Source organism: Variovorax sp. YR634 (genome assembly GCF_900106655.1).
Taxonomy (GTDB): domain Bacteria; phylum Pseudomonadota; class Gammaproteobacteria; order Burkholderiales; family Burkholderiaceae_C; genus Variovorax.
This window is the reverse complement of the sequence record NZ_FNOL01000002.1, coordinates 414,346-431,716: the sequence shown is the minus strand read 5'-3', so window position 1 is coordinate 431,716 and position 17,371 is coordinate 414,346. Positions and strand designations below refer to the sequence as shown.

Sequence of the window (17,371 nt, the reverse complement as noted above, 5' to 3'; positions counted from 1 at the left end):
TCAGGCGCCCGCCTTTTCCGCGGCTTTCAGGGCACGCTTCAGGTCGTCGATCAGGTCGGCCGGGTCTTCGAGCCCGATCGACAGGCGAATCGTGCCTTGCGAGATGCCCGCACCCGCCAGCGCCTCGTCGGTCATGCGGAAGTGCGTGGTGCTCGCAGGGTGGATCACCAGGCTGCGGCAGTCGCCCACGTTGGCCAGGTGGCTGAAGAGCTTCAGCGCTTCGATGAAAGCCTTGCCCTGCGCACGGCTGCCCTTGATGTCGAAGCTGAACACCGCGCCCGCGCCGCGCGCGCCATGGCGCAGCAGCTTCTGCGCGAGCACGTGGCTCGGGTGCGATTCGATCAGCGGATGTCCCACGCGCGACACGAACGGGTGGGTGGACAGGAACTCGACCACCTTCTGCGTGTTGTCGATGTGCCGCTCCATGCGCAGCGGCAGTGTCTCGATGCCCTGCAGGATCAGCCAGGCCGTGTGCGGGCTCATCGAGGCGCCGAAGTCGCGCAGGCCCTCGCGGCGGGCGCGCAGCAGGAAGGCGCCGACGGTGCTTTCCTCGCTGAACACCATGTTGTGGAAGCCGTCGTAGGCCTGGGTCAGCTCGGCGAATTTGCCGGACTTTTCCCAGTCGAAGCTGCCGCCGTCGACCACCACGCCACCGATGACGGTGCCGTGGCCCGACAGGAACTTGGTGGCCGAGTGATAGACCAGGTCGGCGCCCCAGTCGAAGGGCTTTATCAGGTAGGGCGAGGTGAGGGTCGAGTCGACCAGCAGCGGTACGCCGGCCTCGTGGGCGATGTCGCTCACGGCCGGAATGTCGAGCACGTCGAGCCCGGGGTTGCCCACGGTCTCGCCGAAGAACAGCTTGGTCTCGGGGCGTACCGCGGCGCGCCAGCCGTCGAGGTCGCCGGGCTTCACGAAGGTGGTGTCGATGCCGAAGCGCCGCATCGTGTAGTGCAGCAGGTTCTGCGAGCCGCCGTACAGGGCTGTGCTGGCCACGATGTGCGAGCCAGCGCCCATCAGCGTGGCCACCGACAGGTGCAGCGCCGCCTGCCCGCTGGCGGTGGCGATGGCGCCGATGCCGCCCTCGAGCGCAGACACGCGCTGCTCCAGCACGGCGTTGGTCGGGTTGCTGATACGCGAATACACGTGGCCCGCGCGCTCCAGGTTGAACAGGGCCGCCGCGTGGTCGCTCGACTCGAAGACGAAGGAGGTGGTCAGGTGGATCGGCACCGCCCGTGCGCCGGTGGCGGGGTCGGGCGCGGCGCCGGCGTGCAGCGCGAGGGTGTCGAAACCGGGGTCGGAATAACCGGGCATGAGGGCCTTTCTGGGTCTGAGCAGTTGTCTCCTGGCAATGCCCCGTTACGTATGCAATTCATGCGTCCGCGACATGGGCGCTCAGGTCGGCGTCGATTGTGGGCTATATTCAAAAACGGCACGCCCGCCGAGATAGCCGAGATTGAGTCCGAGAGGAGCACACGATGAAAGTCAGCGACATCCTTCGCGTCAAGGGCAATACGCTCTTCACCATCACGCCAGACGACCTGCTGGCAGAAGCCGCCAACACCATGGCGGAAAAGGACATCGGTTCGCTGGTGGTCATGGAGCACGGTGACCTGGTCGGCATGCTCACCTTCCGGGAAGTCATCGTGGCCATCGTCGGCAACGGCGGCCAGGTCGGCACCACGCTGGTCCGCAAGGCCATGGACGACGCCCCCGTCACCTGCACGCTGGAAACCGACCTCGACGAAATCCGCCGCATCATGCTGGAGCGCCACGCGCGCTACATGCCCGTGATGGACAAGCGCATGCTGATGGGCGTGATCAGCTTCTACGACGTGGCCAAGGCCGTGGTGGACAGCCAGAACTTCGAGAACAAGATGCTCAAGGCCTACATCCGCGACTGGCCGGCGGAAGACGAAAAGGCCGGCTGATCCCGGCCAGCCCGTTCAGGGCAGCCGCGCGATCTGCGCGCGCAGCAGCGCGTAGAAGCCTTCGGTGTCGGCTTCGCTGATCCACAGCGTATTGGGCGTGCGGCGGTTGTAGCCGCGAAAGTCGACCACCGTCGCGCCGGTCGTGAACTCGCCCTTGGTCTCCACGTCGACGCTCACCTTCGCGCCCTTGAAGAGTTCGGGCTTCAGCAGATACGCGATCACGCACGGGTCGTAGATCGGCCCGACCGCCACGCCCCGGCGGCGCTGGCCGTACGCCATCATCGAATCGAAGATATCCGCTACCACCTTGCCGGCGTTGTTGCCCATGGTGCGGAAGGGCCCGATGCGCTCGGGCGTCAGCAGCACGCGGCGCGCCGCGTCGTGCGACATGGCCGTGACGGGCACGCCGCTGCGGAACACGATCGATGCCGCCTCGGGGTCTGCGTACACATTGAAGGTGGCGGCGGGCGTGATGTTGCCGCCCACGCCCCAGGAGCCGTCCATCACCACGATCTCGGCAATGGCGGGCTTGATGTCGGGCGCCGAGTTGAGCGCCGCCGCGAAGTTGGTCAGCGGCCCCAGGCCCACGAGCGTGATGCTTTTCGGCGCTGCGGCGCGCAGCGTGTCGATGAGGTACTGCACCGCGTGCGTGGGCATCAGCGGTCCGCGCGGCTCGTGCAGCGTCGGGCCTTCCATGCCGGTCTTGCCGTGTACGTCGTCGGCGAAGATGGGTTCGCGCACCAGCGGGCGCGGGTAGCCGGCGTAGACCGGAATCTCGGGCCGGCCTGCCCAGTCGCGCACGATGCGCGCGTTCTTCTCTGTCACCGTCAGCGGCAGGTTGCCCACGCTCACCGTCAGCGCCTTGATGTCGAGCCGGTCGGTCGCGGCCATGGCCATCAGCAGCGCGATGGCATCATCCTGGCCGGGGTCGGTGTCGATGATGACCTGGCGCTTGCCTGCCACGGGCGGCAACCGCGTGGCGGGCGTGCCGGCGAGCGCCTGTGCCAGTTCGGCGGGGCTGGGGCTCTGCGCGAAGGCCATGCCTGCAAGGCCGGCGGCGGACACGCCCAGCAGGGCGCGGCGGGACAGCATGGGCGTCGTCTTCACGCGCTCACTCCTTGATGTTGGCCGTCTGCACGATCTTCTGGTTGCGCGCGTACTCCGTCTGCACGAACTTCGCGAAGCTCTCCGGCGTGCCGCTGCCCGGCAGCGCGCCTTGCTCCATCAGCTTGCTGCGCACGCCTTCTTCCTGCAGCACCGCGTTGAGCTCGTGGTTGATCTGCGCGACCACGGCCGGCGGCGTCTTCGAGGGCGCGAAGATGCCGGTCCAGCTCACCATGTCGAAGCCCTTGAGGCCGGGCATCTCGTCGAAGGTAGGCACGTTGGGCAGCGCGGCCAGCCGCTTGCTGCTGGTGATGCCGAGCGCCTTCAGCCGCTTTCCGTTCACGTGCGGAATGGCGCTGGTGCTCACCAGCATCGCCAGGTCGACCTGGTCGCCAATCACGTCGGTGGCAATCTGCGCGCCGCCGCGGTAGGGCACGTGCGTGACGAAGATGCCACTGCGTTCCTTCAGCAGTTCCATGGCCAGCTGCAGCACCGTGCCCACGCCCGAGGTCGCGTAGTTGTATTTGCCGGGCTTGGCCTTCGCAAGCTTCACGAAGTCGGAAAAAGTCTGGGCCTCGAGGCCGGGGCGCGCCACCAGCACCATCGGCGCAGTGTTGAGCAGGCCGACCGGCGCCAGGTCTTTCAGCGGATCGAAGCGGAAGGCCGTGGGGTTGACCAGCTTGCCGATGGCGATGGCGCTGTCGGGGCCCACCACCAGCGTGTAGCCGTCGGGCGTGGCATTCACCGCCTTGGCTACGCCGATGGCGCCGCCCGCGCCGCTCACGTTCTCGATGACGACCGACTGTTTGAGCCGCTCTCCGAGGCGCTGCGCGACCAGGCGCGCATTCACGTCCACGCTGCCGCCGGCCGTGTAGGGAACGATCAGCGTGATGGGCTTGGCAGCGGGCCATGCCTGCGCGAGGGCCGCGGTGGGCAGGGCGGCGCAAAGCGCAGCGGCGAGAAGCAGGCGGCGAGGGGTGTTCATGGCGTGGGTCATTCGAGGGTGGTGGGGGCGGGTTCGGTATCGAGGCGGGCGCGCAGCGTGTCGAATTCATCGCTCCACTGCGTGCGCCATGCGCGGCGCTGCGTGTCGTCGATCCACGCGCCGTCGAGGCCGTTGTGCATGAAGCCGCGCAGGTCATCCAGGCCGAAGCCGAAGTCGCGCACCATCATCAGCCAGGCCTGCGTAGGCGTGACCTTGTGCAGCGTCGGGTCGTCGGTGTTGGGGTGGATGCGCAGGCCCAGGCCGGGCATGCGGCGGATCGGATGGTCGATGGCCCATCGCTCGGGCGGCAGCGTGCGCAGGTAGTACGAGTTGGTCGGCACCACCGTGAAGATCACGCCGCGATCAGCACATTCGCGCGCGAAGTCGGGCTGGTCGACCACCGTGTAGCCGTGGTCGATGCGGTCGACCTGCAGCACGTCGAGCGCAGTGCGCACGTTGGTCCAGGGCATGCCGAACTCGCCCGCGTGCGCGGTGGTCTTCAGGCCCGCCTTCTTCGCATCGGCATAGGCCTGCGTGAACAATTCGGGCGGACGGTCGACCTCGCGGTAGTCGATGCCGATGCCGATCACCTCGTCGCAGCGATGCGCCTTGACCCACTCGACCATCTCCACGGCCGCCTCGGGCCTGGCTTCGCGGTCGATGGCGGCGATGAGGCGGCCGACGATGCCGAATTCTTGTTGTGCGTCCTGGATCGCGCGGACGATGGCGCCTTGCGCGAGCGGGTAGGCAATGCCCGACTCGTGTACGGTGCCGGTCGGGTTCCAGAAGAACTCGGCGTAGCGCACGTTGTGCGAGGCCGCATCCTGCAGGTATTCGAGCGTGAGCTGATAAAGGTCGCCGGCGCTGCGCACCAGCTGGGCGTCGAGCGCGCGCAGCACCCGCAGCACGCCGACGGGCTTTTCGCCGCGCGTGTAGAAGCCCTCGATTTCGTCGGCCGCCAGCGGCGAGCCGGCGCGCAGGTTGAGCTGCTTGAAGGTTTCGTGGCGCACCGTGCCGAACAGGTGGCAATGCAACTCGGCCTTGGGCGTGGCGCGGAGCATCGATTCCAGCGTGAGAGGCGCGGTGGAGGCAGGCGTGGGGCTGGTCATGCTGACCAGTCTAGTAACGGCGCTCTCATAAAGAAAATTTTGAATTTCTATAATTTGATTCACTGAATCAATAACCGGGGATTCACCCATGGCCGTCTTGCCCCTGCGTGCACTCACCTTGCGCCAGCTGCAGTTCTTCTCGGTGCTGGTGGAAGAAGGCCAGTTCGGCCGTGCCGCGCGCCGGCTCGCCATCACGCAGCCGGCCTTGAGCAACGCCATCAAGCAGATGGAGAAGCTGCTCGGCGCTGAACTGCTCACGCGCTCCACCCACCGGCTGGAGCTCACGCCCGTGGGCGCCGAGGTGCTGGCGCGCACCGACTTCCTGGTCAACACCTTCGAGGTGGCGCTGCGCGACATCGAAAGCACGGTGCAGCGCGGCCGCGCCTTCGTGCGCATCGGCGTGATTCCCTCGGCCAGTGCGCGCGTGGCGGCGGCTGCCAGCGAGTTTTTGCAGAATGGGCCGCGCGAGGTGGAGCTGGCCTGGCGCGACGCCCCCTCGAACACGCTGCTGGCCGAACTGCGCAGCGGGCAGATCGACATGGCGGTGGCCGCCATCACCGAGCCGCCGGGCGGGCTGACCTGCATCGACCTGTTCCGCGACCCGCTGGTGCTGGTGGTGCGACGCGACCACGCACTGGCAGCGGCCGGCGATGCCCAGTGGGAGGCCATCGGCAAGGAGCGGCTGGTGCTGTTCGAACGCGGCAGCATGCCTGCGCTGGGCAACCCGGCGCGCGCGCAGTTCGCGCAGGGCCCGGAACCGTACCGTGTGAGCTATTCCGAGACGCTCTATGCGCTGGTGCGCAGCGGGCAGGCGCTGGGCCTGATGCCGCGCCTGTACACCTCGTCGCTGCGCGACCCCGAACTGGTGGTGGTGCCGCTGCTGAAGCCGCGCGTCGAGCGCCGAGTGGTGCTGGCCTACCTGCCGGGGCCGATGCGCAACGTGGTGGCGCAAGAGCTGATCGCGTTCCTGCGCGAGCGCCTGCCGCAGGCCGGCGAAGCGACGGTGCGGCGCGTGAGCGGCAAGGGCGTGCGCGCGCGGCGCCAGTCCTAGCCGTTCAGTTCAGCCGCGGCGTGGATCGTCTCGCGCACGCGCGGATAGATCTGCGCATTCCACTTGCTGCCGCTGAACACTCCGTAGTGCCCAACGCCGGCTTGCAGGTGATGCGTCTTGAGGTACGGCCGGATGCCCGTGCAGAGGTCTTGCGCCGCCACCGTCTGGCCCACGGCGCAGATGTCGTCGCGCTCGCCTTCCACCGTCAGCAGCGCGGTGCGGCGGATGGCGGCGGGGTTCACGGTGCGGTCGCCCACGGTGAGCACGCCTCGTGGCAGGTCATACGTCTGGAAGACTCGTTCGACGGTCTCCAGGTAGAACTCGGCCGGCAGGTCGTTCACGGCCAGGTACTCGTCGTAGAAGGTGCCGATGGTGCGGGCCTTCTCGATGTCGCCCTCGACCAGATGGCTGTACATGTCCTCGAACTGCTTCTTGTGCCGCTCGGGGTTCATGCTCATGAAGGCCGAGAGCTGCAGGAAGCCCGGGTACACGCGCCGCATCATGCCGGCGTGCGGCCACGGCACATGGCTGATGAGGTTGCGCCTGAACCACTCGATGGGCTTGCTGGTGGCCAGCGTGTTCACGCCAGTCGGGTTGATGCGGCAATCGACCGGGCCGGCCATCAGCGTGAGGCTGCGCGGCGTGGCGGGGTTGTCGTCTTCGGCCATCAGCGCGGTGGCGGCCAGCGCGGCCACGCAGGGCTGGCAGACCGCGACCATGTGCACGCCCGGCCCCACGGCCTCCAGGAAGCTGATGAGCTGCCGCGTGTAGTCGTCCAGGCCGAAGCCGCCGTGCCACAGCGGCACGTCGCGCGCGTTGTGCCAGTCGGTCAGGTACACGTCGTGGTCGCGCAGCAGGGTGCGCACGGTTTCGCGCAGCAGCGTGGCGAAATGGCCCGACAGTGGTGCGGCCAGCAGCACCGGCGGGTGCACCGCATCGGTGTCCTTGCGGAAATGCAGCAGGGTGCCGAAGGGCGAAACGAGGGTCGTCTCCTCGTGTACGGCCACTTCCGCGCCGTCGACCATGACGCTGTGTATGCCGTAGTCGGGCCGCGTGTGGGTCAGCCGCATGCGCGAGAACACCTCGAACTGGGCGGCCATGCGCCGCAATATGGTGCGCTCCGTGCCGTCTTTCCACAGGGCCTTGCTCATGTACTGCGCCGCGAGCCGCGCCGGAGAGAGCAGGTCGGCTTGGTTCTGGTAGGCCCGGTACAGCATGGATACCTCGCAGGCAAGTTGCGGGCCAACCGCATGGCATGGCGCTTGCACGCAACAGCACAACGCCCAAGGAGCTTCACGATGGCCAAACCCGTTCTCACCATCAGCAGCAAGAACTACGGCGCGTGGGCGCTGCGCGGCTGGCTGATGTGCAGGCTGGCCGGGCTGGACTTCAGCGAGAAGGTCATTCCGCCCGACGATCCGGCCATGAAGGCCGAGATGCTGCTGCTGTCTTCGTCGATGCTGGTGCCCTCGCTGCAGCACGGCAGCGTGAAGGTGTGGGACACGCTGGCCATCGGCGAATACCTCAACGAGATCAAGCCCAAGGCCGGCCTGCTGCCGGACGACGTGGCGGCCCGCGCCCATTGCCGCGCCATCTGCGGCGAGATGCACTCGGGCTTCGGCTCGATGCGCGGCGCGCTGCCGATGAACATCAAGGCCCATTTCAAGAACTTCAAGGTGTGGTCTCGCGCGCAGGCCGACATCGACCGCATCGTCGCCATCTGGCGCGAATGCCTCAAGGCGTACGGCGGCCCCTTCCTGTTCGGCAAGCAGCCGGGCATGGCCGACGCGATGTACGCGCCGGTGGTCACGCGCTTCCTGAGCTACGACGTGGCGCTAGACAGCGTGTGCGCGGCCTACTGCAAGCGCGTGATGGAACTGCCGGCCATGAAGGAATGGGTGACGGCCGCGAAGCAGGAGCCGGAAGAGATCGACGAGCTCGACGCAGAGTTCTGAGCAGCGCGCTTCATGAACTCGCCGGGGGCGGCTCGAAGCCGGCCTGCGCCAGCTTGCGCTCGATGTTCTGCGCGGCCTGCTGCAGGTCGGCCAGGTGGGCCGAGACGATCTCGCGCTCGCTCTTTACCGCCGGCAGCCAGGCGCAGCTGAGGCAGCCCACCACCAGTTCGCCCTGTCGTAAGGGCACCGAGATCGCGCCGAAGCGGTCGGGCGAATCCATGCTGGTCGAGGTCGGGTCGCGCGCCACGTAGCCGAGGTCGCGGGCGTGCGCCACCATGCGCCGGATGTTTTCGGGCCGCCGCGCGGTACGGTCGAAGTCGTTGGGCGAACGCGCCAGCGCCGCGAGGATTTCGCGTCGCTCGTCTTCCGGGCAGAACGAGAGATAGCAGCGCCCCAGTGAAGACAGCAGCATCGGCGGACGAAAGCCCAGCGCACGGTAGTTGACGGCCAGGCCGTTGCGCGGCCGGTCGGTGTCGAGGATGAGCATGGCCGTGCCGTCACGCACGCCCAGGTCGATGGGCCACGGCACCACCCGCTGCAGCGTGGCGCGCGCGGGCCCCGCCAGCGCTGACAGGCGCGTGCGCCATGCCATTGCAGGCCCCGACTGCCCGGTGGCCGACGTGGGCACGTAGCGCCTGTCGTGCTCGCTGCGCTCGGCCCAGCCCGCCTGCTGCAGTGTCTTGAGGATGCGCAGCAACGTGGCCTTCGACAGGCCGGTCTGGCGGTGCAGCTCCTGCAGCGTGACGGCCGACGAGCGCTGGATGGCCAGCATCACGTCGAGCCCGCGGCGCAGCGCGTCGATGGCTTTCACGCTCTGCGCGCCCGTGGTGTCCGACATGCCGGTCTCCGGAAAAAAGTTCACTGAGTGAAACTATATCTTCTGGCTTCGAGGCCCCGTTCCTACAGTGCGGACGACACCAACGTCGTCCCACCGAGAAGGAAAAGAGCATGATGTTTCACCCGCGAAACGCGGTCCGTGCCGCTGCAGCAGCCGTTCTTTCGCTATGCGCCGCCACCGCGGCCATGGCGCAGGCCTGGCCCTCCAAGCCGATCACCATCGTCGTGGCCTACCCGGCCGGCGGCGACACCGACGCCATCGCGCGCACCTATGCCGAGAAGCTGTCGCAGCGCATCGGCCAGCCGGTGCTGGTCGACAACCGGCCCGGCGCGAGCGGGATGATCGGCAACGTCTGGGTCGCCAAGGCGCCGGCCGACGGCTACACGCTGCTCTTCACGCCCAGCACCTTTCCCATTGCGCAGCACGTGCTGAAGACCGGCCCCGGCGTGGGGCACGACGTGGTGAAAGACTTCACGCCCATCGTGAAGACCGGAAACATCCCGCTGCTGCTGGTGACCGCGCCGTCGACCGGCATCCAGAGCGTGGCGCAGCTCGTGGCCGGCGCGAAGGCCGGCAAGACCACGACCTACGGAACGCCCGGTGCCGGTTCGCCGATGCACATTGCAGGCGAACTGCTCAACAAGGACGCGGGCATCGCGGCCACGCACGCGCCGTACCGCGGCGTGGCGCCGGTGGTCAACGATGCATTGGGCGGCCATGTCAGCGTGGGCTGGATCACGCCCGGCGCCGTGGCGGGCCACATCGCCGCGGGCAAGCTGATTACGCTCGCGGTCGCGGAACGCCAGCGAACGAAGCTGATGCCCAACGTGCCCACCTTCATCGAGCTGGGCTTCAAGGACGTGGACGTGAGTGCCTGGATGGGGTTGCTCGGCCCGAAGGCGATGCCGGCAGAAGTCGTGCAGGCGCTCAACAAACACTTCAACGAGATCCTGAAGATGCCCGACGTGCAGGCAAAGATGGCCGCGCTCGGCATCGAGCCCGTGGGCGGCGCGCCCTCCGTGCTGGCGCAGCAGATTGCAGACGACGACCAGCGCTTCGGCAAGCTGGTGCGCGAGTTCGGCATCCGCGCCGATTGAAGAAGAAGGAGACGATGCATGTTGAGCGAAGAAAAGAACCGCCTGCTGACCGAAGTGGGCCCCGGCAAGCCGATGGGCGACTACCTGCGCCGCTACTGGCACCCGATTGCCGGTGCGAGCGAGTTCGGCGACAAGGCCGTGAAGCCGCTGCGCATCCTCGGCGAGGACCTGGTGCTCTACAAGGATCTGAGCGGCAACTACGGCCTGGTCGACCGCCGCTGTCCGCACCGCAACGCCGACATGTCGTACGGCTACGTCGAGCAGTGCGGCCTGCGCTGCAGCTACCACGGCTGGCAGTACGACCAGAGCGGCCAATGCGTGCACCAGCCCTTCGAGGAAACGTTGGACCCCGGCGCGCGCATGCGCAAGAACACGAAGATCAAGGCCTACCCGGTGCAGGAGAAGGCTGGCCTGCTATGGGCCTACATGGGCCCGCAGCCCGCGCCGCTCTTGCCCGACTGGGAGCTGTTCAACTGCAGGAACGGTTTTGCGCAGGCGGTGTTCGCGGAGATTCCGTGCAACTGGTTCCAGTGCCAGGAAAACTCCATCGACCCGGTGCACTTCGAGTGGACCCACAACAACTGGACCACGCGCCTGCAGGGCGAAGAAGGGCCGTACGTGCCCACGCACCTGAAGCTGGCCTTCGAGGAGTTCGAGCACGGCTTCGTCTACAAGCGCCTGCGCGGCGGCGAGCGTGAAGACAACGTGATGTGGACCACCGGGCGCGTCACGCTGTGGCCGAACGGCTTCTTTCTCGGCCATCACTTCGAATGGCGCGTGCCCATCGACGACCACCGCACGCTCAGCGTGCTGTGGGTGCTGAGCCGCGTGCCGAGCGAGCAGGAACCTTATGTTCAGGAGCGCATTCCTTCGTGGTACGGGCCCATCAAGGACCCGGCGACGGGGCGGTGGATTACCAGCCACGTTGCCAACCAGGACTTCGTGGTGTGGGTCGGGCAGGGCGCCATCACCGACCGCACGCGCGAGAAGCTGGGCCAGAGCGACAAGGGCATCGTGATGATGCGCCGCCGCTTCTTCGAGGAGATCGAGGCAATGCAGGCCGACCCGGCGCACGAGCCCAAGGGGCTGATCCGCGATCCCGAGAAGAACCGCGATGTATTCCTGCCGTCAGCCTGCCGCGACGAGATGCTGAACGGCTTGCCGCGTGCCGAACTGGCCGCGCATCCGCTGCTGGGGTCGTATCTGAAGGATTTCTTCGGCCAGGCCGGGCAGCCTGAGGAGGTGCGCGCGGCCTATGAGAAGGCCATTGGCCAGAAGGTCGAGGGCGCGACCTTCTTCAAGGTGCACGGCGCCGGGGTCGAAGAAAAGGCCTAGTGGCGGAACATCCGCAGGTCGAGCGCGCTTTCTTCGCCCAGCCACATGGCATGGGCTGTGTGGTCGGCAAAGTCGTCGCCCGTCACGCCGTGCACGAACACGTCGAGGCCGTTGCGGTTGGCGTCGAGCCAGCCGATGACCTGGTCGAACTCGGCGGCGTCGAAGGCGAGCTGGCAGCTCCAGTGCGGATGCGGCCCCACCAGCCGCTCGTGCACGCGGCCGACCACCACCATCAGCTCGTGGCCCGCGCGCTCGCAGAGGGCGCGGGCCTGCGCCACCGTGTCGGGCGCGAAATAGACGTGGGCGTGGTACTGGGCGTAGAGGTTTTCGGGGCGGCGTGGCATGGTGCGCTCATTGTGGCCCTAACCGCGGGCCCAGGTGAAAACGCCCGCTGTAGCGGAACACGTCGCCGAACCAGCGGTGGCGCAGCAGCATCTTCATGGTGAAGTGGTCGGCATCGACGGGGTCGGGCCGCTCCTCGACATAGGCGGTGCCGAGAAAGAGGCCCAGCGGCAGCGGAATGCGCAGCCCCGCGATGCGCCAGATGTAGCCCATGTCGCGGAACACCACCGCGCCGTCTTCTGCGCTCACCGCCAGGCGCATGCCGATGCCGAAGCGCACGTATTCGATCACCTCGCTGCCTTGCTTCGCATCGTGTTCCATGTGCGAGCGGAAATGGAAGGGCGGCTTTCCCGGAAAGTGGAAGACACGGTCCCAGTAGAGATTGGCGTCGTCGGGGCGGCAGCGGTAGTGCACCTCGATCGGCACATTCGTGCCCTGGTGCGGAACGAGCGCGCCGAACAGCCGGCCGAAGGGCATCAGCAGCGCGGCCCAGGGGGCGTGCCAGACCTCGTTCATCGTGCCGCGCACGCATACGTAGTCGCCGGAGAACGGTGTCATCGTGTAGTGGCGGCGGATGACGTCGCCGAGCCGGTCCCACGCGGGGCCGAGCGCCTGCTGGAAGACGGGTTGCATCGTCATCCTGCTGCCGCCGTTGCCGTGGCTTCGCTGCGCGCCTTGTAGAAGCGCAGGATGTTCTCCGAGGCGTCATTGAGCAGCATCTGCATGACCCGGTCCGCATACCAGTTGAAGCGCGTGCTCAGGCGCCACGACACTTCTACGCGCAGCTCGGTGCCGCCCTCACGCGGGGTCAGCGTGTAGGTGGCGTCGCGCAGGTCGAAATACTGGCCGCCGATCATCACGTGGTCGTCGAGCGCACCGGCGGGGAAGGAGTCGGGCGAGAAGCGAAAGCGCCACTTCAGCAGGCGGTTGGGCTGCCACTCGGTGACGATTTCTTCGAAGTGCACGTTCTTCCGCCATTGCACCTGGCGCACGCGGCCCTCGGGCGTGTCGACGGTCACCCCAGACACCGGCATCGGCACGCCGATGCGGTAGGCCCATGCGTCGCCGACTTCGGCGGGGCGGATGTCGCGCGCGGCATTGAGCTCGTGCCACACGCGCTCGGCCGGCGCGGCAATGAAGAGCGTGCGCGAGGTGTTCGAGAACTGGTCCGGGTTGGGCAGTTGCGGCTCGATGCCGCCGAGCAGCAGCGGCATCAGGGCGAAGCTGTACAGCGCGGGCTTGGGCCAGTTGGTGATGCGGCACACGATGCCCATTGCGAGCCCGCCGACGCTGCCCATCACCGCGAACAGCGGAATGATGACGATGGCGCAGATGATGCCTTCGATGAACACCGCCAGCGTGCCGGTGACGAACAGCGCTGTCGCCACCCAGGGCGCCCAGAGGTAGTAGCCCCAGCTGCGCCGCTCGATGCGCTCGGCAAGGTACACCGTGACCGCGCCGCACACGGCGGGCACGAAGTACACGAACGACCCGAGCATCGGGGAGAAGCGCTGGCCAGGCCCGCCGCTGAAGACGACACGCAGCACCAGCGCGACGAGCGCGCCCGCCAGGATCGGCCAGAACCATGCGAAGGGCATGCGGCGCCGGGGCTCGGCCTGCTCGGCGGGGGCGAGCTCGGAGAGCCTGCCTTCTTTGTTGTCGTTGCTCATGTGGAAACCTCTTCTCCTCGTTGTGCTTGTGTTGTTCGTCCTGTCAGTCGGCGCGGCGCTTCGCCGTGACCATGCAGTAGTCGAAGTCGCGCCAGAACATGCCCAGCGCGAGCGCGCAGTAGCTGGCCACGATGTGCTTGCGCCGCCACGGGCTGAGCTTGCCGCGCGCCTTCCAGAGCTCGGCCAGCGTGAAGCGGGTGGCCAGCACCGGGATGTGCAGCGCGCTGGGCGCCACGCGCCAGCGCAGCGACTTCACCTCGATGTCGTCGAAGCCGTGCTCGCGCAGCGCGGCGACGAAGTCTTCGCGCACGGCCAGCGTGGGCACGGCCCAGCTGTCGGCCCACAGGCGGTGCAGCCAGCTTGCCAGGCGGCCGGGCTGGGGCCGCAGCAGAAAGCCGTCGACAACAGCCAGCCGCGCACCGGGCTTCAGCAGCCGGGCGGCTTCGCGGATGAAGTCGGCCTTGGCGGTGCCGTCGGCATAGCAGGCGCTCTCGACGGCCCACGCGCCATCGGCCTGCGCGGCGGGCAGGCCGGTGCGTGTGTAGTCGGCTTCGAGGTGCGCCATGCGGTCGGCCACGCCGGCAGCGGCGTCGAGCTTCGCGGCAATGCGGTTCTGCACGGCGACGTTGGTCACGGTGATGGCGTAGAGCGACGGATCGTCGCCGACCAGCGTGCGCGCGGTGGCGCCGGCGCCGCAGCCCATGTCGATCACGCAGCGGCGGTGCGCGGTGCCGGGCTGTGCGTCGCCGAGCTGCAGCGCACGGCCGACCGCGCGGTTCATCTCCACCAGCATGCCTTCGCGCCGCAGCGGGTTCAGGCCCACGCGCCAGAAGCCGAAGTGCATGTTGTAGCTGGGGCTCCAGGCGCTGTAGTCGGTCGCTACTTCGGTGAAGTAGTCCTGCGTGTCCTCGGTCGTGATGGGCGTGCTGGCGTGGCTTGCCGGGGTGCGCAGGGGCGTTTCGTGCGGCACGCGGAAGTCGGGCTGGAAGACGGTGGGCATGGCGATTCCCTCGATGGTTGCTTGTTCGTTGGTTCTCAGAGGCGGCAGTTGCCGTCGTCGCAGGAAGGCGCGACACGCCCGGCCAGCCTTGCGGCCAGCCAGCGCGGAATGCGGTAGCGGTTGCGGGCCAGCAGTGCATAGGCGCGGTCGGCCAGCGGCGCGACGATCGGCAGGTCGAGCAGGAAGCTGCCGCTCGACAAGCCGACAGCTGTGCGGCAGATGCGGATCGCGGGCACGCCGACGAACACCCGGCCTTCGGCGTCCGACACATGGATGGCCGCCATCAGCGCGTCGCGCGGAGCCGGGCCGCTGCTGAACGCCAGCGGCGAGCAGTCGACCAGTTGCAGCCGGCCCCCCGCATCGCGCGCCTTGAGGCTGCCCATTTCGGCCGAGCAGATCACGCAGCTTGCGTCGAAGTAGATCGTGAGCGGGTAGGCAGGAAGGGCGGTGTGGCTCATGTTGCTTTTGGTTCTCGATATTTCTGTCAAAACAGAAACTGAAGGGCAAAAAAAAGGGCTCAGATCATCGGCAGGCTGGCATGGTGCGCGTCCGGGTCTTCGTCCTTGCCGCCCTTGCCGCCCTTGCCGGTCGCAGCGGTATCGCCGCGCACGAACCTCTGCACGCTCGCGCCCAGCGTCATCACCTTGTCGAGCGTGCCGGGCGACAGCCGCAGCATTTCGTCGGCCCAGGTGGCGAGCTTGTCCATGAGTTCCATGGTGGAGCGGATGCGGTCCTGTGCATCGGCCGGTTCTTTCTGGAAGTCGGGGCTGGAGACCAGTTCGCGCAGCACGCGTACGGTGGGGTCGAATTCGCGTTCCTTGCGTTCGCGCACGACGGTGCGAAACAGCTCCCACACGTCGACGCTGGTCTCGAAATAATCGCGGCGGTCGCCCAGCGTGTGGGTTACGCGCACGAGATTCCAGGCCTGCAGCTCCTTCAGGCTGTTGCTGATGTTGGAGCGGGCGACGCCGAGCGTGTCGCACAGCTCCTCGGCGTTCATCGGCTTGCCATGCGCGAAGAGCAGGGCGTGGATCTGCGAGACGGTGCGGTTGACGCCCCACATGGAGCCCATTTCGCCCCAGTGCAGGACGAACTTGCGTTGAATGTCGGTGAGTTCCATGGCGTCGAGTTTAGGATTTATGAAATTTCTGTCAATAGAGAAATTAAAAAACTGGCGACAACGGTGAATCGGTGGAATACTGTATGAATAAACAGTAAATCCAGCCTCGAAGGAGTTGCCATGCCAGCTGCCCGGATCCCCATTCACGCCATCAAGGGCCGCGGCGCGGCCACGCATATCGCGCATCGTTTCTCGAAGGACGAGCGCAACGCCTTCGACGACGGCTGGGGCACGCTCGAAGAAGGCGTGGCCGAGGCCGATGAGCTCCAGCCCATTGCCACCGAGGTGCGCTTCGAGGACGTGAAGTCGGTGCTCAACGGGAACGACTCGCCCGACATCTACTTCGACCGATCGCTCAATCCCTACCGCGGTTGCGAACATGGCTGCATCTACTGCTTCGCCCGGCCCACGCACAGCTACCTGAATCTCTCGCCCGGACTCGACTTCGAGACCAAGCTGATCGCCAAGCGCAACATCGTCGAGGTGCTGCGCACCGAGCTCGGGCGCAAGAGTTACAAACCCAGCTACATCGCCATCGGCACCGCCACCGACTGCTACCAGCCCATCGAGCGCGATCTGCGGCTCACGCGTTCGATCATCGAGTTGCTGCAGGAAACGCGGCATCCGTTCGCGCTGGTGACCAAGTCGAGCGCCATCGAGCGCGACCTCGACCTGATCGCGCCCATGGCGGCCGACCACCTGGTGGCCGTATACGTGACCGTGACCACGCTCGACGGCGAACTCGCCCGCAAGCTGGAGCCGCGCGCCGCCGCGCCGCATCGCCGGCTGCGCACCATCCGCACGCTGACCGACGCCGGCGTGCCGGTCGGCGTGAGCGTGGCGCCGCAGATTCCCTTCGTCACCGAAGACATGGAGCAGGTGCTCGAAGCCGCGTGGGAGGCCGGCGCGCGCAGCGCCTTCTACACGGTGGTGCGGCTGCCGTGGGAGGTGGCGCCGCTCTTCAAGGAATGGCTGATGCTGCACTACCCGCAGCGCGCCGACCGCATCATGGCGCGCATCCACGAGATGCGCGGAGGCAAAGACTACGACGCCGACTTCGCCACGCGCATGAAGGGCTCGGGCCTGTGGGCCGACCTGATCCACCAGCGCTTCGAGAAGGCCACGAACCGCCTCGGCTACAACCGCGAGCGCATTCCGCTGGATGTCACCGCGTTCCGGCCGCCTGGGGCTGCGGGGCAGGGCAACTTGTTCTAGCCGTACTCAGGCGCGCACTCGGGCCACCGATGGCGCGTGCCGCCCGAGCGGCGGTCGGCTTTTTCCGGGACCACGCCCAGCGCGCTCAGTTCCCTGCCGCGCAATTCGAGCCGGTGCAGGCACTCGAGAAAGATGTCGAGGTGCTCCGCGTCGATGCCGTCGAGAAGATCCATGTTGAGGCGGGCGACCCGCGGAAACAGCGCGTCGCAGAGCTCGCGGCCGGTGGAGCTCAGGCGCACATGTACTTCGCGGCCGTCCTGCGCATCCTGGCGCCGCTCCACCAGTTTCTTCTCGCTGAGGCTGCGCAGGCCGCGCGAGGTGCGCACACGGTCCAGTTGCAGGCGCTCGGCAAATGCGGAGGAGGTGATCTCGCCGATCTGCGCGAGCATGCCGATCATTCCCCACTCGCGATGCGTGATGCCGAAGCCGCCCTCGACCAGGCGGGTTGCCATGCCGCTGCAGGCACGAACCGCGCGCGACAGCCGGTACAGGAGCAGGTCGTCCAGGGAGCGCGGATCGCGCAAGGCATCTGCATTGGGAAAAGCTTGCATGCGAGTCGGAACTGAAAGGTTGTGGCCAGCCCGCCTTGGTGGTGGGTAATGGATTAGATTAACTACTGGTT

General features: G+C 67.3%; 19 protein-coding genes. 6 read left to right on the top strand and 13 right to left on the bottom strand.

Features of this window, described 5'->3' with window-relative positions; translation table 11 throughout:
- Complete coding sequence (locus BLV60_RS06275; RefSeq protein WP_093051563.1) at window positions 1–1,311, bottom strand: O-acetylhomoserine aminocarboxypropyltransferase; 1,311 nt, start codon at window positions 1,309–1,311, stop codon at window positions 1–3.
- A gap of 164 nt (window positions 1,312–1,475) precedes the next feature.
- Between BLV60_RS06275 and BLV60_RS06270 the strand changes: the two genes are divergently transcribed.
- The gene (locus tag BLV60_RS06270; RefSeq protein WP_093051560.1) at window positions 1,476–1,928 is read left to right on the top strand and encodes a CBS domain-containing protein; all 453 of its coding nucleotides are present in this window, start codon (window positions 1,476–1,478) and stop codon (window positions 1,926–1,928) included.
- A gap of 15 nt (window positions 1,929–1,943) precedes the next feature.
- On the opposite strand, the gene BLV60_RS06265 is transcribed toward BLV60_RS06270, so the two are convergent.
- Genes BLV60_RS06265 through BLV60_RS06255 form a run of 3 tightly spaced genes read right to left on the bottom strand, consistent with a single transcriptional unit; the run spans window position 1,944 to window position 5,126 of the window.
- On the bottom strand, window positions 1,944–3,020 hold the full coding sequence (locus tag BLV60_RS06265) for a nucleoside hydrolase (RefSeq protein WP_176928726.1): 1,077 nt from the start codon (window positions 3,018–3,020) through the stop codon (window positions 1,944–1,946).
- A gap of 19 nt (window positions 3,021–3,039) precedes the next feature.
- Window positions 3,040–4,017, bottom strand: a complete 978-nt coding sequence (locus tag BLV60_RS06260; protein ID WP_256328877.1) for a Bug family tripartite tricarboxylate transporter substrate binding protein — start codon at window positions 4,015–4,017, stop codon at window positions 3,040–3,042.
- A gap of 8 nt (window positions 4,018–4,025) precedes the next feature.
- Window positions 4,026–5,126: an adenosine deaminase family protein gene (locus BLV60_RS06255; RefSeq protein WP_176928716.1), complete on the bottom strand. Its 1,101-nt coding sequence runs from the start codon at window positions 5,124–5,126 to the stop codon at window positions 4,026–4,028.
- Between the two features lie 88 nt (window positions 5,127–5,214).
- Here BLV60_RS06255 and BLV60_RS06250 point away from each other — a divergent pair, with 88 nt between their 5' ends.
- Window positions 5,215–6,177, top strand: coding sequence for a LysR family transcriptional regulator (locus tag BLV60_RS06250; RefSeq protein WP_093051551.1), 963 nt, complete (start codon window positions 5,215–5,217; stop codon window positions 6,175–6,177).
- On the opposite strand, the gene BLV60_RS06245 is transcribed toward BLV60_RS06250, so the two are convergent.
- Window positions 6,174–7,394, bottom strand: coding sequence for a polyhydroxyalkanoate depolymerase (locus BLV60_RS06245; protein WP_093051548.1), 1,221 nt, complete (start codon window positions 7,392–7,394; stop codon window positions 6,174–6,176). The two genes, BLV60_RS06250 and BLV60_RS06245, sit on opposite strands and share 4 nt — an antisense overlap.
- An 81-nt stretch (window positions 7,395–7,475) precedes the next feature.
- Here BLV60_RS06245 and BLV60_RS06240 point away from each other — a divergent pair, with 81 nt between their 5' ends.
- On the top strand, window positions 7,476–8,132 hold the full coding sequence (locus tag BLV60_RS06240) for a glutathione S-transferase (protein ID WP_093051545.1): 657 nt from the start codon (window positions 7,476–7,478) through the stop codon (window positions 8,130–8,132).
- A gap of 10 nt (window positions 8,133–8,142) precedes the next feature.
- On the opposite strand, the gene BLV60_RS06235 is transcribed toward BLV60_RS06240, so the two are convergent.
- Window positions 8,143–8,970 (bottom strand): helix-turn-helix domain-containing protein, encoded by an 828-nt coding sequence (locus tag BLV60_RS06235; RefSeq protein ID WP_093051877.1) that lies wholly within the window; start codon window positions 8,968–8,970, stop codon window positions 8,143–8,145.
- A 110-nt stretch (window positions 8,971–9,080) separates the two neighbouring features.
- Here BLV60_RS06235 and BLV60_RS06230 point away from each other — a divergent pair, with 110 nt between their 5' ends.
- Window positions 9,081–10,067 (top strand): tripartite tricarboxylate transporter substrate binding protein, encoded by a 987-nt coding sequence (locus BLV60_RS06230; protein ID WP_093051542.1) that lies wholly within the window; start codon window positions 9,081–9,083, stop codon window positions 10,065–10,067.
- Window positions 10,068–10,085: 18 nt separating this feature from the next.
- On the top strand, window positions 10,086–11,402 hold the full coding sequence (locus tag BLV60_RS06225) for an aromatic ring-hydroxylating oxygenase subunit alpha (protein ID WP_093051538.1): 1,317 nt from the start codon (window positions 10,086–10,088) through the stop codon (window positions 11,400–11,402).
- Here the strand turns inward: BLV60_RS06225 and BLV60_RS06220 are convergent.
- From BLV60_RS06220 to BLV60_RS06195, 6 genes are read right to left on the bottom strand one after another with little or no spacing between them, the layout of a single operon-like run.
- Complete coding sequence (locus BLV60_RS06220; protein ID WP_093051535.1) at window positions 11,399–11,746, bottom strand: DOPA 4,5-dioxygenase family protein; 348 nt, start codon at window positions 11,744–11,746, stop codon at window positions 11,399–11,401. The two genes, BLV60_RS06225 and BLV60_RS06220, sit on opposite strands and share 4 nt — an antisense overlap.
- A gap of 7 nt (window positions 11,747–11,753) precedes the next feature.
- Complete coding sequence (locus BLV60_RS06215; RefSeq protein WP_093051532.1) at window positions 11,754–12,383, bottom strand: DUF4166 domain-containing protein; 630 nt, start codon at window positions 12,381–12,383, stop codon at window positions 11,754–11,756.
- Complete coding sequence (locus tag BLV60_RS06210; RefSeq protein ID WP_093051529.1) at window positions 12,380–13,414, bottom strand: SRPBCC family protein; 1,035 nt, start codon at window positions 13,412–13,414, stop codon at window positions 12,380–12,382. The genes BLV60_RS06215 and BLV60_RS06210 overlap by 4 nt, the downstream gene beginning before the upstream one ends.
- 43 nt (window positions 13,415–13,457) lie before the next feature.
- Window positions 13,458–14,414, bottom strand: coding sequence for an SAM-dependent methyltransferase (locus BLV60_RS06205; RefSeq protein ID WP_093051526.1), 957 nt, complete (start codon window positions 14,412–14,414; stop codon window positions 13,458–13,460).
- Window positions 14,415–14,449: 35 nt separating this feature from the next.
- Complete coding sequence (locus tag BLV60_RS06200; RefSeq protein ID WP_093051523.1) at window positions 14,450–14,872, bottom strand: thiol-disulfide oxidoreductase DCC family protein; 423 nt, start codon at window positions 14,870–14,872, stop codon at window positions 14,450–14,452.
- A 59-nt stretch (window positions 14,873–14,931) separates the two neighbouring features.
- Window positions 14,932–15,534 (bottom strand): GbsR/MarR family transcriptional regulator, encoded by a 603-nt coding sequence (locus BLV60_RS06195; protein ID WP_093051520.1) that lies wholly within the window; start codon window positions 15,532–15,534, stop codon window positions 14,932–14,934.
- A 120-nt stretch (window positions 15,535–15,654) separates the two neighbouring features.
- Here BLV60_RS06195 and BLV60_RS06190 point away from each other — a divergent pair, with 120 nt between their 5' ends.
- Entirely contained in the window at window positions 15,655–16,749 is a 1,095-nt protein-coding gene (locus tag BLV60_RS06190; RefSeq protein WP_093051516.1) for a PA0069 family radical SAM protein, read from the top strand.
- On the opposite strand, the gene BLV60_RS06185 is transcribed toward BLV60_RS06190, so the two are convergent.
- Window positions 16,746–17,300, bottom strand: a complete 555-nt coding sequence (locus BLV60_RS06185; RefSeq protein WP_093051513.1) for a MarR family winged helix-turn-helix transcriptional regulator — start codon at window positions 17,298–17,300, stop codon at window positions 16,746–16,748. The two genes, BLV60_RS06190 and BLV60_RS06185, sit on opposite strands and share 4 nt — an antisense overlap.
- Window positions 17,301–17,371 lie beyond the last annotated feature (71 nt).

What these genes read in the sequence shown, in the direction of transcription:
- BLV60_RS06230 (WP_093051542.1), top strand. Translation starts at nt 9,081, where the DNA reads ATGATGTTTCACCCGCGAAACGCGGTCCGTGCCGCTGCAGCAGCCGTT.
- BLV60_RS06260 (WP_256328877.1), bottom strand. Translation starts at nt 4,017, where the DNA reads ATGAACACCCCTCGCCGCCTGCTTCTCGCCGCTGCGCTTTGCGCCGCC.
- BLV60_RS06255 (WP_176928716.1), bottom strand. Translation starts at nt 5,126, where the DNA reads ATGACCAGCCCCACGCCTGCCTCCACCGCGCCTCTCACGCTGGAATCG.
- BLV60_RS06200 (WP_093051523.1), bottom strand. Translation starts at nt 14,872, where the DNA reads ATGAGCCACACCGCCCTTCCTGCCTACCCGCTCACGATCTACTTCGAC.
- BLV60_RS06235 (WP_093051877.1), bottom strand. Translation starts at nt 8,970, where the DNA reads ATGTCGGACACCACGGGCGCGCAGAGCGTGAAAGCCATCGACGCGCTG.
- BLV60_RS06215 (WP_093051532.1), bottom strand. Translation starts at nt 12,383, where the DNA reads ATGACGATGCAACCCGTCTTCCAGCAGGCGCTCGGCCCCGCGTGGGAC.
- BLV60_RS06205 (WP_093051526.1), bottom strand. Translation starts at nt 14,414, where the DNA reads ATGCCCACCGTCTTCCAGCCCGACTTCCGCGTGCCGCACGAAACGCCC.
- BLV60_RS06190 (WP_093051516.1), top strand. Translation starts at nt 15,655, where the DNA reads ATGCCAGCTGCCCGGATCCCCATTCACGCCATCAAGGGCCGCGGCGCG.
- BLV60_RS06240 (WP_093051545.1), top strand. Translation starts at nt 7,476, where the DNA reads ATGGCCAAACCCGTTCTCACCATCAGCAGCAAGAACTACGGCGCGTGG.
- BLV60_RS06250 (WP_093051551.1), top strand. Translation starts at nt 5,215, where the DNA reads ATGGCCGTCTTGCCCCTGCGTGCACTCACCTTGCGCCAGCTGCAGTTC.
- BLV60_RS06270 (WP_093051560.1), top strand. Translation starts at nt 1,476, where the DNA reads ATGAAAGTCAGCGACATCCTTCGCGTCAAGGGCAATACGCTCTTCACC.
- BLV60_RS06185 (WP_093051513.1), bottom strand. Translation starts at nt 17,300, where the DNA reads ATGCAAGCTTTTCCCAATGCAGATGCCTTGCGCGATCCGCGCTCCCTG.
- BLV60_RS06225 (WP_093051538.1), top strand. Translation starts at nt 10,086, where the DNA reads ATGTTGAGCGAAGAAAAGAACCGCCTGCTGACCGAAGTGGGCCCCGGC.
- BLV60_RS06245 (WP_093051548.1), bottom strand. Translation starts at nt 7,394, where the DNA reads ATGCTGTACCGGGCCTACCAGAACCAAGCCGACCTGCTCTCTCCGGCG.
- BLV60_RS06220 (WP_093051535.1), bottom strand. Translation starts at nt 11,746, where the DNA reads ATGCCACGCCGCCCCGAAAACCTCTACGCCCAGTACCACGCCCACGTC.
- BLV60_RS06210 (WP_093051529.1), bottom strand. Translation starts at nt 13,414, where the DNA reads ATGAGCAACGACAACAAAGAAGGCAGGCTCTCCGAGCTCGCCCCCGCC.
- BLV60_RS06195 (WP_093051520.1), bottom strand. Translation starts at nt 15,534, where the DNA reads ATGGAACTCACCGACATTCAACGCAAGTTCGTCCTGCACTGGGGCGAA.
- BLV60_RS06265 (WP_176928726.1), bottom strand. Translation starts at nt 3,020, where the DNA reads ATGCTGTCCCGCCGCGCCCTGCTGGGCGTGTCCGCCGCCGGCCTTGCA.
- BLV60_RS06275 (WP_093051563.1), bottom strand. Translation starts at nt 1,311, where the DNA reads ATGCCCGGTTATTCCGACCCCGGTTTCGACACCCTCGCGCTGCACGCC.